Source organism: Bradyrhizobium sp. LCT2 (assembly GCF_009931255.1).
Taxonomy (GTDB): domain Bacteria; phylum Pseudomonadota; class Alphaproteobacteria; order Rhizobiales; family Xanthobacteraceae; genus Bradyrhizobium; species Bradyrhizobium diazoefficiens.
Map to the genome: position 1 here is coordinate 3,444,417 of NZ_CP034432.1, position 14,701 is coordinate 3,459,117.

Consider the following 14,701-nt stretch of genomic DNA (forward strand, 5'->3'; position numbering starts at 1 on the left):
GGCGTCAACCGAAGACGTTGGATCGTGCTGCCTTGGCAATGAAGGTCGTGACCTGGGGCTGGGCCGCCTCGATATCGGCTTCGTATTTCAGGAGCACGTTAAGCGTGTCCTTGACGATCTCCGTGTCGAGCTCGGAGGCCTGAAGCAGCACCAGCACGCGCGCCCAGTCGATGGTCTCGCTGACCGAGGGCAGCTTCTTCAAATCCAGCGAGCGGATCTCGTGGATGAACCCGACCATCTGCCGGCGCAGCGTCTGCGAGATGCCGGGCACGCGGCTCTCGACGATGCGCTCCTCCAGCCGCTGCTCGGGGAAGCCGATATGCAGATGCAGGCAGCGCCGCTTCAGGGCATCGCCCAAGTCGCGCTCGCTGTTGGAGGTGAGGATCACGGTCGGTGGTGTAATGGCGGAGACGGTGCCGAGCTCGGGGATCGTGACCTGGAAGTCGGACAGGATTTCCAGCAGCAGCGATTCAAACTCGGCGTCCGACTTGTCGATCTCGTCGATCAGCAGCACGCAGCCGCCGGGCTGCTCGAGCGCCTGGAGCAGCGGCCGCGGCTCGACGAACTCCTTGGAGAAGAACACGTCGCCGAAATCGTGGAGCTGATCGAGCGCAGCGTGCAACGTCTGCGCGCCGCCGAGGACCTCGCCGAGCTTGTCCTTGAGGATCTGCGTATAGAGAAGCTGCTTGGCGTATTTCCACTCATAGAGCGCCTTGGCCTCGTCGAGGCCTTCGTAGCACTGCAGGCGGATCATCTTCATGCCGCGCCAGGCAGCGATCGCCTTGGCAAGCTCGGTCTTGCCGACGCCTGCAGGGCCCTCGACCAGGATCGGTTTCTCGATCTGCTGCGACAAATAGACGGCGGTCGCGATCTGCCGGCTGGCAATATAGCCTTGCGCGGCGAGGCCGCTCTCCACTGCCTCGATCGCGGTCGAGGGCTTCTGTTCAGCCACGAATTGGCGCTCCCAAAGGTCTTGCTTGAGGCTTGTTCTGCCTGTGTTCCGGGCAAAGAACAAGTCTCGTTTGGGAGACATCAGACCCGCGTGAACGGCGTTTTTTCCGCTTAACGCAAATACTTGAGCGGTCTGCCGATCGCGCGGTCAGTGCCGGAGCAGCGCCGGCTTCCGGATCGTCTGCCGGACCTCGGCGCCGCAATCGGCGCATTCATAGACGAAGTCGATCTTGGCAAGGCTCCAATGCGGTTCGACCTCGCGCACATACATCGGCAGGAACCCCATGCACGTGGGGCAAATCACAGGCGCGATCTCGATATCCTGATGATGCTGTACATAAGCTGGCATCTCGGCTCTCCTTCGCAGGCGACCACCAAACCCCGCGCAAAAGCTACTGCCGGTTGCCCCGGAGCCGTCATCAACTCTTTCGAACAGAGGCGGAACGGCGCGCGTTTGTCGTTTGCTGTGACATTCTTGTTACGTCTCTGTACTGTAACGGGCAGATAAAATGCCTATTTCACAGGCCGATCCGGTTCTCGGACCCTCACTGCAACGATAAGGGAGCAACCCCATGACGCATGCCATTCGCTTTCACAAGACCGGCGGGCCGGAAGTCCTGGTCTGGGAGGAGGTCAGTGTCGGAAAGCCCGGACCGGGCGAAGCGCGCATCCGCCACACCGCCGTGGGTCTCAACTTCGTCGACATCTACAACCGTTCGGGTCTTTATCCGGCGCAGCTGCCGAGCGGGCTCGGCAGCGAGGCGGCGGGCATCGTCGAGGAGATCGGCCCGGGTGTCACCGATCTGAAGCCGGGCGATCGCGTCGCCTATGGCGCCTCGCCGCTTGGCGCCTATTCCGAGGCGCGGCTGATCCCCGCCGATCGTCTGCTGAAGTTGCCTGACGGCGTCGACGACAAGACGGCGGCGGCGATGATGCTGAAGGGGCTGACGACGCAATATCTGATCCGGCAGACCTACCGGGTGAAAGCCGGCGACACGATCCTGCTCCATGCCGCGGCCGGTGGTGTTGGCCTGATCCTGAGCCAGTGGGCCAAGCATCTCGGCGCGACCGTGATCGGCACCGTCAGCAACGACGAGAAGGCAAAGCTGGCCAAGGCGCATGGCTGCGACCATGTCATCATTTACACGCGCGAGGATTTCGTGAAGCGCGTCGACGAGATCACGGGCGGCAAGAAGGTGCCGGTGGTCTACGACTCCGTCGGCAAGGACACGTTCCTGAAATCGCTGGACTGCCTCGCACCGCTCGGTGTCGCTGCGCTGTTCGGCCAGTCCTCCGGTGCGGTCGAGCCGCTCAATCTCGGCCTGCTCGCCCAGAAGGGCTCGCTCTACGTCACCCGTCCGACGCTGTTCACCTATGCCGCCAAGCGCGAGAGCCTGGTGGCGATGGCAGGCGAGCTGTTCGACGTGGTCAAGTCCGGCGCGGTCAAGATCGAGGTTCACCAGACCTATCCGCTGAAGGACGCGGCCAAGGCGCATGCCGATCTCGCCGCGCGCAAGACGACGGGATCGACCGTGCTCCTGGTGTGACGTTCTGCCGGACGCTGACGCAGACCGACCGGGCCCGCGTCACGTCCGTTCGTGCTTGCGCAGGTCGCGGGCGTGATCGAGGCGGCTTGCCTGGAGGTCGACATCTCCAGGCGGAACGTGGGGAAGGGTGGCCTCGGCCAGGATGGCGTCGGTGACGTCCTCGACCGAGTTCTCCGCGATCTCGTGGATGAACGAGATGTTCCGGTATTCACCCGAGGCCACACGGGAGATGACCTCGCGCCTCGTGATTTCAGGGTCGACGACCGCCTCGCGGCCGCGCCGCCCGTAGTCGATCATCACGACGAAATACTGCATGGAACGATCCTGCCGTGCCCCGACGGTCGGGAGCACGGCAGAGTATTTCCGAAAAGCAGAATTAAGTCAAGTTCGATTTCCAAAAATCAGAAATCGGTAGCCTACTTGCCCTTCTTGCGCGGGCGCGCCGACTTGGCGCGCAGCCGTTCGAGCTGACCCTTGGGCATGGAGAGGCAGATCTCCCCGACCCAGTCGAGCTTGACGCCGACGATCGGCTTGGCGTTGAAGCTGTTGAGATTGACGACGGAAGGGGATTTGCCCCGCTCGATGGTCTTCAAATAGCGTTCGCCGGTCTTGAGCCGGACCACGGCCTCTTCGCCGTAGAAGCTCGACAGCGGATGACGCTGGTCCTTGTAGACCACGATCACGTCGCCACTCTCGTATTTGGGCAGCATCGAATCGCCCACGATCTCGAATGCAATCGTCTCTTCCATGATCGGGAACGGCAGCGCGATGTCGCCGAGCCCCTCCGGGGGAACCTGCTCATAATCCGGCTCAATCACGGCGCCGGCGCCCACGCGCCCCATGATCGGCGCGAGATTGAGCTCGAGATATTCCATGATCGGAATGATCTCCGAGGCCTTCACCAGGCGCTCGCCGCCAAGAATCTCCGAGACCGCGCCGGGGCGCACGCCCATGGCTGCCGCCAGGCCGCCCTTGCTTTTGCCTGTCTTTTCCAGGCCCCGCTCGATCATCGCAACGTCCAACATGGTGATTCCCTCGATTGTCCATCGTCTCGCCTCTTGTAATCCGAAATTCGGAATTGATGCAATTATGAATATCAGAATTCCGGCTTGACTCTCGCTTCGGAATACCGGAATGTGTGTTTCGCCTCCCGGTCGTGCGATCGGAGGGGGTGCATCACAGGACAGCAGCATGGAACCGGGTCATTGGCCGTCGGAGCACTCCGACGCGCTTCGCGACTATTTTCTCAAGGGAATGTCTTATGCGGAGATCGGAAGACAGATTAACGCAAGGTTTGGAACGGCTTACACGCGCAGCGCGGTCGCCGGCCGCGCCAAGCGGCTCGGACTCGTTGCGCCGCAATGGGTGATGAGCCCGTCGATCGCGCCGTCTCTGCCGGGCGAGGCCGGTCTGCTCTCGCCGCGCCGGCCGGCGTTACTGAATCTGCCGCCGAAGTCCGCACTGAAGCCGGCCGCGCAGGTCAAGTTGCGCTGTGTCGGCGTCAAGCCGCGCCTTGTCCAGCTGGTCGAACTTGCGAAGGCCGACTGCCGCTACCCCTATGGCGGCGACAAGGACGGGGAGGAGATCGCCTTCTGCGGCCACCCGCGCCAGCCGGGCTCCAGCTATTGCGCGCCGCATGCGCGCCTGACGCGCCGCTCCGGGGCTGCCTCCGCCCGTGTCGCGGGTCCCGTCGTGCTGAGGCTGGTCTCCGCCGCCTGAAAGTGCGCTCAGCCGATCAATCGTCAATCTTGCAAGGAGTATCCGAGTGGGACGTGTCCGACGCAACAGATCCTACAAACTGGCACAGATCTACGACCGGCGGTCGCGCGAGGTGCCATTCAATGCGGAAGTGGCAGAGGTCGAGGTCGACAATCCGCTGGCGCTCGATCCCGGCGAGAAGATTATGGCGATCCGGTCGATCCGCAGCGATCCGCTCGGCCGTCTGCACTCGCACCACCAGATCGACGAGGCTCAATACCGCGGCGGGCGCGCCTTCCAGAACGATTGGGAGCGGGCGGAGCGGGGGCCTCAGGCGATGGACCCAACCCGCGAATATGTCGATGGCGCCCGCTCACGCGAGCCCGTCACCGAGAGCCAGCGGCAGGCGGTGCTGCGGCTGAACCGGGTCGAGCGCGAACTCGGCACCGACGGCGCCGCGCTGGTGCACGACGTGCTGGTCCTGGGTCTGACCATGGATCAGATCGGGCAGCGTCGCGCCGTCCGTACGCAGCGCTGGAATGACTATTTTGCGCGGCGGTTTCGCGAATGCCTGGACCGGCTGGCACTGATCTACGGCTTTGCGACGGAGGCCGGGACACAGCGTGCAGACCAGCGCAGATGATCGCGGCACGCCGGCGGTCTCGGCCGCCGGCGTGCCGGTCTGCCTGCTGCTTACGGATGCGGTACAATCTGGTAAGGCGTCGTGTAGGGCTCGACACGGAGCGAGGCGTTGGCCAAAAGCCCGATCCTGGCGGTCGGCGCCTGCTGCAATTCGCCGTTCGGGCCGCGATGCACGTTGTATTGCCAGACGGTGAGGTCACCCTTCTGCGCCAGCGCGTGCGCAATCGCGCTCGCATCATTGCCGCCGAGCGCCTGAAGCTCCTCCGCCGACAGTCCGACGACGATTTCGTCCTTGATGGTCACGATCTTGAACAGATTCATCTTGGTCTCCTGCGCCCATGCGCCTTGTATCGAGAGGGTGAGAAGCGCAACCGCGGCGCCCTTGATGAGATCGCAGCGAGAAAGCATGCCGTCGTCCTTTGGTGCTGACGCGCGCCCGAATCGGTTGAATCCGTCAGCCATGGCGCCCGTGATCTGCGTGGCCGTATCGCAACGCTTGGTCGTCCGATCTTGAACAGCGGTTCATCGGCAGAAACATGTCGGAAACGATGAACCTTGAAGCGAAGAGGCGAGTCCAAGCCGAAGGCTCAAGGGGATACGTCAGATGAAATTCGCCGCAACTGTTTGCCTTCTCGTGTCTGTCGGTGCCGCAGGCGCCGCTGCGGCGGCAGATCCCTTCTACATCGGAAGCTGGACACTCACGGCTGCCGTGGTCGCGCCATGGGCCGATCCGCAACGCAAGCCCGACGACACCGAGCGGGCACGTCTGATGGGCAAGACAGTCGTCCTGAAGGCGAAAGAAATCTCGGGACCGCGCCCCTTTGCCTGCGCCAAGCCGCAGTACAAGGTGACGGATTATGGCCCCGACATGATCTTCCAGGGCGCATTCGACGAGATGCGACGTGCCGACAAGAAGGCCGATCCCAAGGCGCTTGCCGCCTCGCTCGGCTTCGCCGGCGCCCCGATCCGGACTTTGGAGACCGGCTGCGAGATCGACGTTCATTTCGTCGACGATACAACCGCCGAGGTGGGACTCAACAATTACGTGTATACGCTCAAGAAGCGTTAGATCGCCTCCGTCAATGCCCATTCACGCCGGAAACAAGGCGAAATGCTGCGCAGGTTGACAGCGATCAGGGCCGTGTGCGTGACTGATGCCGCTTCTTGACGCAGGTGGGTGACGACGGTCCATATTCCTGTTATCCGGAATTGCGGTGGTGCGATGCAGACGAAGCATCGCTAGGCCGCTGGTCGGGCTTGCCGGAAGGGTTGTTTCTTGGCATAACTACAACCTGTTCGGTTGAGCCCGCCCGTTCGGATATGTAGTTGAGCGTGCTAACCCGCCGGGGCCCCCTTGGCCGAAAGTTCGTCCTCACCATGGCGCCCGCTTATGGTGTTCGGCTCCCGAGTGGGACGATGTCGGATCAGGAAGGCCGATGCTGGTCATAGGTGCGAGATGAAGAACCTCAATTTCGCGGCTGAACTGCACCTCAAGCTCGGCGCGCCGGCGAGCGGCACTGTCGAAAGCCTGCGCCTGCTCCGTGCTTTTTTGAAGCTCGCGCCTCGCCAGCGTTTCGAGGTCATCAAGCTCGTTGAAGACCTCGCCACCGAAGAAGTCCTTCCCGAACACCCCCTGTCCTGAGCTGGACCGCGCATCTTACGCCTTTTCCTTGATTTTCCTGCCCGAGCCGGGCCGCCGGGGACGTTTGCCCCGGGGGCGCCGCTGGAAGGTGGTCCGGCAAGTGTGGTATTCAGCTAAGAAAAAGGGAGGAGTGCGACCATGATCGAACCGAAAATCGAAGTTCCGGCCGAACTGCGCGACCTAGCCGAAAAGACGATCGACCAGGCGGAACAGGCATTCGGCATGTTTTTCGATGCCGCCACCAAATCGATGTCATCCGTTCCGGGAGCAGGGACGGAGGTGTCAAAGCAGGCGCTCGCTTTTACCGAGCAGAACATGAAGTCGGCGTTCGAGCACGCGCGCAAGCTTGTTCATGCCACCGACCTTCAGGAAGCGATGCGAATCCAGTCCGACTTCCTGCGTAGCCAGTTCACCAGCGCCGGAGATCACATGCGCCAGATGACCGGCAGTCTCATGCAGCCGGGCAAGGGCAAATCCTGATTCCTGGTTTGTGCGCTGCGTGCCTACAAATTGATCTTGCGCAGCATTGAGATCCGCATTTCGATGTTGGTGCAGGTCCATGATGGGCCACCGAATGGTTTCTCATTCGCCGTCCATCATCCTTTCTGCTGATCCCTGTCGGTCCTCCGGCAGGGATTTGCATTTTGCGACAAGTGTCGCGATTGGCCGGCGCTCTATGGACGCAGTGATCCGATATAGGCCGCGATGTCGCCGGCTTCGGTCCTGCTCAAGGGAAAGCTCGGCATCTTCGGATGCGGGTCGAGCAGGAAGAAGGCGAGCTTCTCCGAACTGAAGTCCGGCCGGCGCGCAACGGATGCAAAGGAAGGGACGTCGGCGCTGGCTACCGCCTGGCCATTGGCCACGACATGGCAACTTGCGCACCAGCGCTTGGCGAGGTCGGCACCGTGACCGGCATCGGCGGCGAGAGCGGACGAGGAACTCGAGGCCACGGCAAGTACCAGGCAAATTCCTCTCAAATGCAGGTGCATCGGGCAACCCTCGTGCGTTCGCTTGCAGCCACTGTGCTCATCCGCAGCACGAGCCCGGAAATTGGGAGAGATCGATGCGGGCGATGATCGACCGCAGCAGCCTGCGGGTCGAACGATACAGATGCCGCACGAATCCAGGCGTCCTTGTCGCGGGCAGGCCCAGCCGTTTCGTATCAAGGCTTTCGATGTAGTGCGACACGTGCCTCTCCGAGATTGTGAGACCCTGTCTATCGTGGCCGGCCCGGAGCCGCCTTGATCTGCCGCAAGGCGTCCCCGGCTAATAGTCGCCGGGGTTCATGATCATCGGACTTTTCGTATCGGCCGGCGCGAGCGCGCTGCTGGCGCTGTCGCGCAGGAAGCGGTCGAGCGTCGCCTGGATCTTCTCCTTGACCGCGTCGGGCCCGCGATCGCTCATCTCGGTGTGCTGCGCACCGGTGTGGACGATGTCGATGCCGCGCGCCTTGGCCTCTTCCGGCGTCGGCAGCACGCCCGGGTCGGTCAGGAAATGCGGATCCTTCGAGCGGAACGACAAGATCTTCAAGTTGTCGCTGAGCACGAAAGGCACCCGAAGATTGTCGAGCGTGATCACTTTCGACACCAACTCCGGGTGCTGATGGGCGACATACATGGACACGTCGCCGCCGTTGGAATGGCCGACGAGGGTGATGTGGTCGTAGTCGGCGTTCTCCTGCCGCCTCTTAAGTTCGCCCAGGGCGAAGAGGATGTTGGCCTCGCAGCGGATATAGACTTCACGCCGGCCGACATATTGCTGGCCGACATGGGTCATTAGTGGTGGATCGCTGGGTAGGTCCTGCTGGATGCTGGCAACGAGATAGCCGCGCGCCGCGAGCGCGTTGGCGAGGAAGGAATACTCGGTGGCCTTGACGGTATTGCCGTTGCTGATGATGGCGAGCGGCAGCTTCCAGAGACCGAGATTGGCCTTGGTCTCGTAGTCGCGCCGCACCGCGATTTCGACCGAGATCGGCCGCTGGCGCGAGGCATCGAACAGGGTCAAAAGCTCATGGCGGATCGCAAACCGGCTGACGACGAAATATTCGCCGACGCCGAGGACGCAAAGAAACGCCAGAATTGCAAACACCCTCTTCATGGTTCCGTCCCAATCGCTTTCGACTGAAAATGGTCACTGCAAGCGCCCGGATCGAGCGATCGTGAGCAGGTTACGGGATTAAATTTAGGCAAGTCTGTGCGCAAGGCCGCAAAAGGGCCGCATGCCGGGTACGCGGCATGAGGGCTTTGCAGCTAGAGGCAGCCGCTCCTGCCGCGTTCGGGGCAGAGCCGGAATGCGCTCGACAGCGTGAACAGGAAACGCGGGCTGCGGCGCTCGTTGTCCGGTGCGCGGTAGCTCAAGGGGACGGCCACGCCGAGATCGGCCTGGAGATCGTCCCACAGGAAGAACCGTGCGCCGGCTCCGGCTGATGTCAGCGACAGGCCGTCGCTCAGGCGGTAGCCGTCGTTCCAGACTGCGCCGGCGTCGCCGAAGGCGTAGAGCTGGTAGCCGGTCCAGTAGCGGAAATTGAGCTTCTGGTCGAAGCGCAACTCGAGCGAGCCGGCAAGACCGTTGTCGCCGCTGATCTCGGCTGCGCCGTAGCCCCGGCCGAAGGCCGCGCCGCCGAGATAGAACTGCTGCGAGGTGAACAGCGGCCGCGATGCAGTCTGGCTCGCCGCCGAGAGCTTGAGCGACCAGGCATCGTTGAGCGACTGGTAGCGCGTGAACCAGAGATTCAGCACCGAGAAGTTCGATGACGCACCGTCGCGCGACAAAAGATCGTCGTCGAAATGCGATGCGCCGAAGACGTCGAGGCCCTGACGGTAGGTCAGCGTCGCGAAATTGGTACCGCCGAAGCGATCCTGGAGCCGATAGTCGGCGGTCAGGCTCGCGGTCCGGACATGGTCGTTGTACCAGGGACCGTAAAGGTCATGCTCGGACACGTTGCTGAAGGTCCCAGCCAAGGTAAGCGTCAGTGCCGACGATTGCGACATGAAGGGCACGGTGCTTGCCCGCACCTCGAAAGCTTCGGTCGTGGTGATGTCGCTGTCGAGGCGGCGGGCGTCGCCTGGCCGGACCGCACTGTAGAGGACGGACGCGCCGAGGCGCACGCCGTCGACGCCGACGGGTGCGTCATAGGACAGCCGCGCAAAGCCGAGCTCGCGGGGGTCGTTGGCAATGGTCGACAGGTTGACCGTCAGCGTATCGCCAGGCGTGAGGTAGGAGTTGAACGCGCCGGTCGCATAGGTCTGCCAGGGGCCGACCGAGGACGAGCCGAGATTGTCCAGGCCGAACGACGTAAACACGTGCCAGGTCTTCAAATAGACGGTGAGGCGGAAGCGGCCGGTCGCACCGCCGATCTCCTCCAACGCGGTATCGATGATCCGGACACCCGGCCTGCCGTTGATGAGGAAAAGCTGGCGTTCGAGCGTTGCCAGGCGCGATGGCTGCTCGGCCAGAACCGGTCCGAGCATCGGCCTCACGCCGAACTGCTCGGCGCCATCGCCTTTCAGATCGGCCTGGACAATGGCGCCCTCGATCACCTGAATCCGGACCACGCCGTTGGCGATGTCCTGCGGCGGCACGACGGCCCGGCTCAGATGGAAACCGTCGGCGCGGTAGAGGTCGCTGATCGCGCCGGCGATCGCGGCTAGATCCGCCTGCGAGACCTTCTTGCCGAGATAAGGCTGATAGACCGCGGCGATGCGGTCGCGGGAGACGGCGCGGGCGCCGCTGACATTGAGGCCGCGCAGCACGAACTGAGGCTTGGTATCGCCGCCGGTGTTGGCCTGGCCGACCGTCGGTAGCTTGACCGGAGGCCGGCTCAGTGTTTCCCGCTCGGTTTGGTTTTCAAAGTATTTCTCGGGCTGGCGCGGATCAAAACCCGGCTGGTTCGCCTGTTGTGCGAATGATTGCGGAACTCCCGTGAAAATTGGTGCCAACAGCACCAACGCGGTAAGGAGACGCCGCTTCCCGACACGCGCCGCGACCCCGTTTCCGTAGTTTGACGGAGATCTCCCCATAGGGTGGTAAGGGTTCGTTAGCCGCATGATTTTTCATAGTTTTTTATGGTCAATGATTGGTTAATGCGGCTGTTCGGCTCGCCGGTTCCGGCTAATTCTCTCTTGAATGATTTCGGGTACGCGTCCGGTCTGGCTGTAACGCGGACTGAGGATTGTGATGCTCGGCAGAATTGGAATGCGGTGCGCCCTCGCGGCGGCGCTGATCCTGGGAATGGCTTCCGGTGCACTCGCGGCGGAGGATGGCGTCTGGTCGGTCAGCAAAGCCGCCGGCGAGGTCTGGGTCGCCACCAGCGGCGCTCAGCAGGTGTCGTTGAATCAGCAGGAGGCGCTCAAGCCCGGCGATACCGTTCGCACCGGACGTACCGGACGCGTGCTGCTTGTCCGCGGCGAGGAAACGATACTGATATCTCCCAACTCGGTGGTCGGCTTGCCGGCCGAGAAGAAGGAAGGTCTCTCGAGCACGATCATCCAGCAGTCAGGTTCGATCCTGCTCGAGGTGGAGAAGCGTAACGTCAAGCATTTCGAGGTCGAGACGCCCTACCTCGCCGCCGTGGTCAAGGGAACGCAGTTCAGCGTCACCGTGAATGCGGGCAGCACCAGGGTCGGCGTGCTCCGCGGCCAGGTCGAAGTCTCAGACTTCAAGACGGGACAGATCGCTCAGGTCATGCCCGGACAAGCGGCCACGGCCTTTGAGCATGGCAAGCCCGGCCTCAGCCTGAGCGGCGCGGGGACGTTCAATCCGATCGAACATGGCAAGCCGCGCGCCTCGACGATCGAGCGAATTCCTGTGCCGAAATCGGGATTGTCGGCGCCGCGCAACGCGGCGAGCGGCCATGCGATCCATGCGCTGGGTCCGATCGACAAGGGGACCAAGGCGGCTGGCGGTCAGGCGCCCAAAGGCGGCGTCGTGCGCATCTCCAGCTCGCTCGGCGAGGTCAAGCTGAACGTTCACAAGGTCACGCATGGGCTCGCCCACGGCGCAATTGCGCCGGGGCACGTGCGCAACGCCAACACCGGTACCGAGACGGTCTGGAGCGACACGAAGGCGAGCACCACGACCACAGCCGCCAACAGCTCCACCGTAACGGCGGTCACCGTCAGCAGCAGTGTATCTGCTGCCAGTGCCACATCTTCGTCGTCAAGTGCGACGACGACCGTTGCGACCACTGCCGGGTCGACCGGCGATGTGTCCGGAGGAAGCTCTGGGAGCGGAAGCAACGGGACTGGCGCGACCAGCAATGGAAGCGGTGGCACCGGCAATAATGGCAACAACGGCAACGGGAACAGCGGCAACGGGAACAGCGGGAACGGGAATAGCGGCAACAACGGTGACGGCAGTCATGGCCACCACTACGGTTGGTATTGGGGCAGGGGCCATCACTAGGACCGTGTCGTCGGCATAGGGGAGCGCCTGGCGGCAGGTACCGCCGGTGCAGGGGAACAAAGTGAAACGCCATCGGCCGCATATTCTTGTCGTGATCGCGCTGGCGGTCGTGCTGTCCACGGGATGGCATGGCGCGCTGCGCAATGCGCTCACCGATCTGCGGTTTGCCTGGCAATCGCGTGCCGCAAGCGGCAATGTCGTCGTGGTGTCCATCGACGCGCCCTCGATCGACCAGATCGGGGTGTGGCCCTGGCCGCGCCGGCTCCACGCAGAGCTGTTGCACAAACTCGAAAGCGCCGGCGCGCAGGAGGTGGCTTTCGATGTCGATTTCAGCACGCCCTCGGAGCCGGCCTCCGACGAGGCGTTCGTCAAGGCGCTTCGGGAGGTCGGCGGCTCGACGATCCTGCCGTCCTTCAAGCAGCCGGCGCCGAATGGTGACCCAGCTCACGTCAATCGCCCCCTGAAGCCGTTCAGCAACCAGTCGTGGCCGGCCGTCGTCAATGTCGCGGTCGAATCCGATGGGCTCGTTCGCCGTTATCCGGTCGGCGAGAGGCTCGGCGACGCCTTTATGCCGTCGATGGCCATCGTGCTGGCTGGGCAGGACGCCAATCGGCGATCCTCCTTCCTGATCGACTTCAGTATTCGGGCGGCCTCCATTCCGCGTGTCTCCTTTGTCGACGTGCTGCATGGCGATACCGCGACACTCGACAAGCTCAGAGACAAGAAGATCATCGTCGGTGCGACCGCGCTCGAGCTGGGCGACCGGTTCAGCGTTCCGAATGGCGGCATCGTCTCGGGGCCCGTCCTCCAGGCGCTGGCGGCGGAATCGATCCTCCAGCACCGGATGCTGCGCTGGACGTCCGATGCCGGCATGATCCTCGGCCTGGGTGTGATCTGCCTGCTCATGATGTATTCGTGGCGCCGCTTCGCATCGGGATATCGCGTTGCGGTCCTCATCGCGGCCGGAGCGGCGGTCGAGCTGACCGCGGCCCTCCTGCAGGCAAGATGGCCCTTCGTCGTCGACACATCGCTATTCCACATCGCGATCATCGCTTATCTGACGGCGATCGCGCTGGACGAGATCGATTTCCGCGGTCTCCTGGGACGCATCGCCGAGAGCCGCTTTCATCGCATCGCCATGTCGCTCGGCGACGGTCTCGTCTGCACCGACGAGGATCACCGGATCACGGTCTGGAATCCCGGCGCGAGCGTGATCTTCGGCTACATGCCGGCCGAGATCATCGGCCGCCCGTTCGACACGCTGTGCGCCGTGCCGACGGACGGCGACGCAAGGCCGTCCATGCGCGATGCCGCACGCCAGGCGCTCCTCGTGCCCGGCGGGGCGGTCGTCGTCGAGTTCGAGGGCCGGCGCAAGAACGGTGAAACCTTCCCCGTCGAAGCGAGCTTCTCGGGCTGGCAGGGAACGGACGGTTTCCAGTATGGAGCGATCCTGCGCGACATCTCGGTCCGCAAGCGCGAGGTCGAACGCGTCAGATATCTCGCCGAACACGACGTGCTGACGGGTCTTGCCAACCGGAACATGCTGCATGCCGGCCTTACCGGTCTGATCGCCGCGGCGGAGCGGCGGTCTTCCGACGTCGCACTGCTCGTGCTGGGTCTCGACGGCTTCCAGCAGATCAACAACATGCTTGGACATTCGGCCGGCGACCTCGTGCTGCAGGCCGTCGCCGAGCGGCTCCGGACCGAAATCGCTGGTAAGGCGGCGGTCGCCCGGCTCAGCGGCGACGAATTCGCCATCGCACTTGATTGTGCGGAGGCTGGCGAGCCGATTGTGGCGTTCGCCGAGCGGATCGCGCGCGCGTTCGAAGCGCCGCTTGTAACGGGCACACGGCAGCACCGAGTCCGGATCAGCATCGGCGTTGCCGTCTATCCCGACGGTGGACACAACGCGGACGACCTCCTGAGCAACGGCCATCTCGCGCTGAGCCGCGCCAAGGCGACGCGACGCGGCAGCCACGTGATCTTCGAGAGTGCGATCAGGCAGGAATTGCAGAACCGTCTGACGCTTGAGAGCGAACTGGCGCTTGCCGCGGACCGCGGCGAATTCGAACTGTTCTACCAGCCGCAGGTTCGCCTGGTCGACGGCGGCCTGGTCGGGGCTGAAGCGCTCATCCGTTGGCGGCATCCCGTGCGCGGCTACGTCTCCCCCGGGGAGTTCATGCCGGTGGTCAATACCTCAGCGCTGTCCGAGCGGATCGCGAACTGGGTGATGGAGACGGCCTGCCGGCAGGCGCGTGCGTGGGAATTGTCCGGCAACAGCGTGCGCGTCGCGATCAACCTCTCGCCGTCGCAGCTGCACTCCGGCGATCTCGCGGATGCGGCTGCGGCCTTGCTCGACGCGACAGGGCTGACGCCGGCGCTGCTCGAGCTCGAAGTCACCGAAGATATCCTGCTCCATGACGAGGGCCGCGTGCTCGACATGTTCAAGCGGATCCAGGAGCTCGGCGTCCGCGTCCTGTTCGACGATTTCGGCACCGGCTACGCGAGCCTCAGTTATCTTAAGAAATTTCCGCTCGACGGCCTCAAGATCGACCGGTCGTTTGTGCTGGATCTGCTCGCCGATTCCGACGATGCCGCGATCGTCGGTTCGACCATCGGCCTCAGCAAGCAGCTCGGGCTCACCGTCGTGGCCGAGGGCATCGAGAACCGTGCCACGGCCGACTTCCTGATCAGCATGGGATGCGAGGAAGGGCAGGGCTATTTCTTCGGCCGTCCGATGCCCGCGGATGCCTTCGAACGGCAGTTCCTGACGCAGCCCCGATCCGTCACCGCGGCCTAGCTGACCCTCGTCACGCGA

The 14,701-nt window shown here is 63.4% G+C and carries 17 protein-coding genes; 8 read left to right on the forward strand and 9 right to left on the reverse strand.

The features are described from left to right. Positions 1–4: 4 nt before the first annotated feature. Together EI171_RS16650 and EI171_RS16655 are read right to left on the reverse strand one after the other, a co-directional pair. Positions 5–952, reverse strand: a complete 948-nt coding sequence (locus EI171_RS16650; RefSeq protein WP_027545880.1) for a MoxR family ATPase — start codon at positions 950–952, stop codon at positions 5–7. Between the two features lie 147 nt (positions 953–1,099). Continuing rightward, positions 1,100–1,300: a hypothetical protein gene (locus EI171_RS16655; protein ID WP_028174421.1), complete on the reverse strand. Its 201-nt coding sequence runs from the start codon at positions 1,298–1,300 to the stop codon at positions 1,100–1,102. A gap of 223 nt (positions 1,301–1,523) precedes the next feature. Here EI171_RS16655 and EI171_RS16660 point away from each other — a divergent pair, with 223 nt between their 5' ends. Continuing rightward, a complete protein-coding gene (locus EI171_RS16660; protein WP_011088878.1) occupies positions 1,524–2,498 on the forward strand; it encodes a quinone oxidoreductase in 975 nt (324 codons plus the stop codon). A gap of 39 nt (positions 2,499–2,537) precedes the next feature. On the opposite strand, the gene EI171_RS16665 is transcribed toward EI171_RS16660, so the two are convergent. Further along, entirely contained in the window at positions 2,538–2,813 is a 276-nt protein-coding gene (locus EI171_RS16665; RefSeq protein WP_038966713.1) for a hypothetical protein, read from the reverse strand. A gap of 101 nt (positions 2,814–2,914) precedes the next feature. Beyond that, a complete protein-coding gene (locus EI171_RS16670) occupies positions 2,915–3,523 on the reverse strand; it encodes a S24 family peptidase (protein WP_011088876.1) in 609 nt (202 codons plus the stop codon). Positions 3,524–3,689: 166 nt separating this feature from the next. On the opposite strand from EI171_RS16670, the gene EI171_RS16675 reads away from it, so the two are divergent. Both EI171_RS16675 and EI171_RS16680 read left to right on the forward strand, forming a co-directional pair. Continuing rightward, complete coding sequence (locus tag EI171_RS16675) at positions 3,690–4,217, forward strand: GcrA family cell cycle regulator (protein WP_038966712.1); 528 nt, start codon at positions 3,690–3,692, stop codon at positions 4,215–4,217. A gap of 46 nt (positions 4,218–4,263) precedes the next feature. Then, positions 4,264–4,839, forward strand: coding sequence for a hypothetical protein (locus EI171_RS16680; RefSeq protein WP_028174424.1), 576 nt, complete (start codon positions 4,264–4,266; stop codon positions 4,837–4,839). Between the two features lie 50 nt (positions 4,840–4,889). Here EI171_RS16680 and EI171_RS16685 read toward each other — a convergent pair whose 3' ends face one another. After that, positions 4,890–5,246 (reverse strand): hypothetical protein, encoded by a 357-nt coding sequence (locus EI171_RS16685; protein ID WP_028174425.1) that lies wholly within the window; start codon positions 5,244–5,246, stop codon positions 4,890–4,892. A gap of 196 nt (positions 5,247–5,442) precedes the next feature. On the opposite strand from EI171_RS16685, the gene EI171_RS16690 reads away from it, so the two are divergent. The 3 genes from EI171_RS16690 (at position 5,443) to EI171_RS16700 (ending at position 6,960) form a co-directional block, all read left to right on the forward strand. Next, positions 5,443–5,907 (forward strand): hypothetical protein, encoded by a 465-nt coding sequence (locus EI171_RS16690; protein WP_011088872.1) that lies wholly within the window; start codon positions 5,443–5,445, stop codon positions 5,905–5,907. A gap of 387 nt (positions 5,908–6,294) precedes the next feature. Beyond that, positions 6,295–6,480 (forward strand): hypothetical protein, encoded by a 186-nt coding sequence (locus EI171_RS16695; RefSeq protein ID WP_028174427.1) that lies wholly within the window; start codon positions 6,295–6,297, stop codon positions 6,478–6,480. Between the two features lie 138 nt (positions 6,481–6,618). Continuing rightward, positions 6,619–6,960, forward strand: a complete 342-nt coding sequence (locus EI171_RS16700) for a phasin (RefSeq protein WP_011088870.1) — start codon at positions 6,619–6,621, stop codon at positions 6,958–6,960. A 194-nt stretch (positions 6,961–7,154) separates the two neighbouring features. Here EI171_RS16700 and EI171_RS16705 read toward each other — a convergent pair whose 3' ends face one another. The 4 genes from EI171_RS16705 to EI171_RS16720 all read right to left on the reverse strand — a co-directional run bounded on the left by EI171_RS16705 (position 7,155) and on the right by EI171_RS16720 (position 10,526). Further along, positions 7,155–7,469 carry a cytochrome c gene (locus EI171_RS16705; protein WP_011088869.1) on the reverse strand — a complete coding sequence of 105 codons (315 nt, stop codon included), beginning with the start codon at positions 7,467–7,469 and terminating at the stop codon, positions 7,155–7,157. A 37-nt stretch (positions 7,470–7,506) separates the two neighbouring features. Continuing rightward, positions 7,507–7,668: a hypothetical protein gene (locus tag EI171_RS16710; RefSeq protein ID WP_156149853.1), complete on the reverse strand. Its 162-nt coding sequence runs from the start codon at positions 7,666–7,668 to the stop codon at positions 7,507–7,509. Between the two features lie 78 nt (positions 7,669–7,746). Continuing rightward, a complete protein-coding gene (locus EI171_RS16715) occupies positions 7,747–8,577 on the reverse strand; it encodes an alpha/beta fold hydrolase (protein WP_011088868.1) in 831 nt (276 codons plus the stop codon). A gap of 152 nt (positions 8,578–8,729) precedes the next feature. After that, the gene (locus EI171_RS16720) at positions 8,730–10,526 is read right to left on the reverse strand and encodes a ShlB/FhaC/HecB family hemolysin secretion/activation protein (RefSeq protein ID WP_161534032.1); all 1,797 of its coding nucleotides are present in this window, start codon (positions 10,524–10,526) and stop codon (positions 8,730–8,732) included. 130 nt (positions 10,527–10,656) lie between these two features. Between EI171_RS16720 and EI171_RS16725 the strand changes: the two genes are divergently transcribed. Then, positions 10,657–11,883: a FecR domain-containing protein gene (locus tag EI171_RS16725; RefSeq protein ID WP_161534034.1), complete on the forward strand. Its 1,227-nt coding sequence runs from the start codon at positions 10,657–10,659 to the stop codon at positions 11,881–11,883. Between the two features lie 61 nt (positions 11,884–11,944). After that, the gene (locus EI171_RS16730) at positions 11,945–14,683 is read left to right on the forward strand and encodes an EAL domain-containing protein (protein WP_161534036.1); all 2,739 of its coding nucleotides are present in this window, start codon (positions 11,945–11,947) and stop codon (positions 14,681–14,683) included. Positions 14,684–14,701 lie beyond the last annotated feature (18 nt).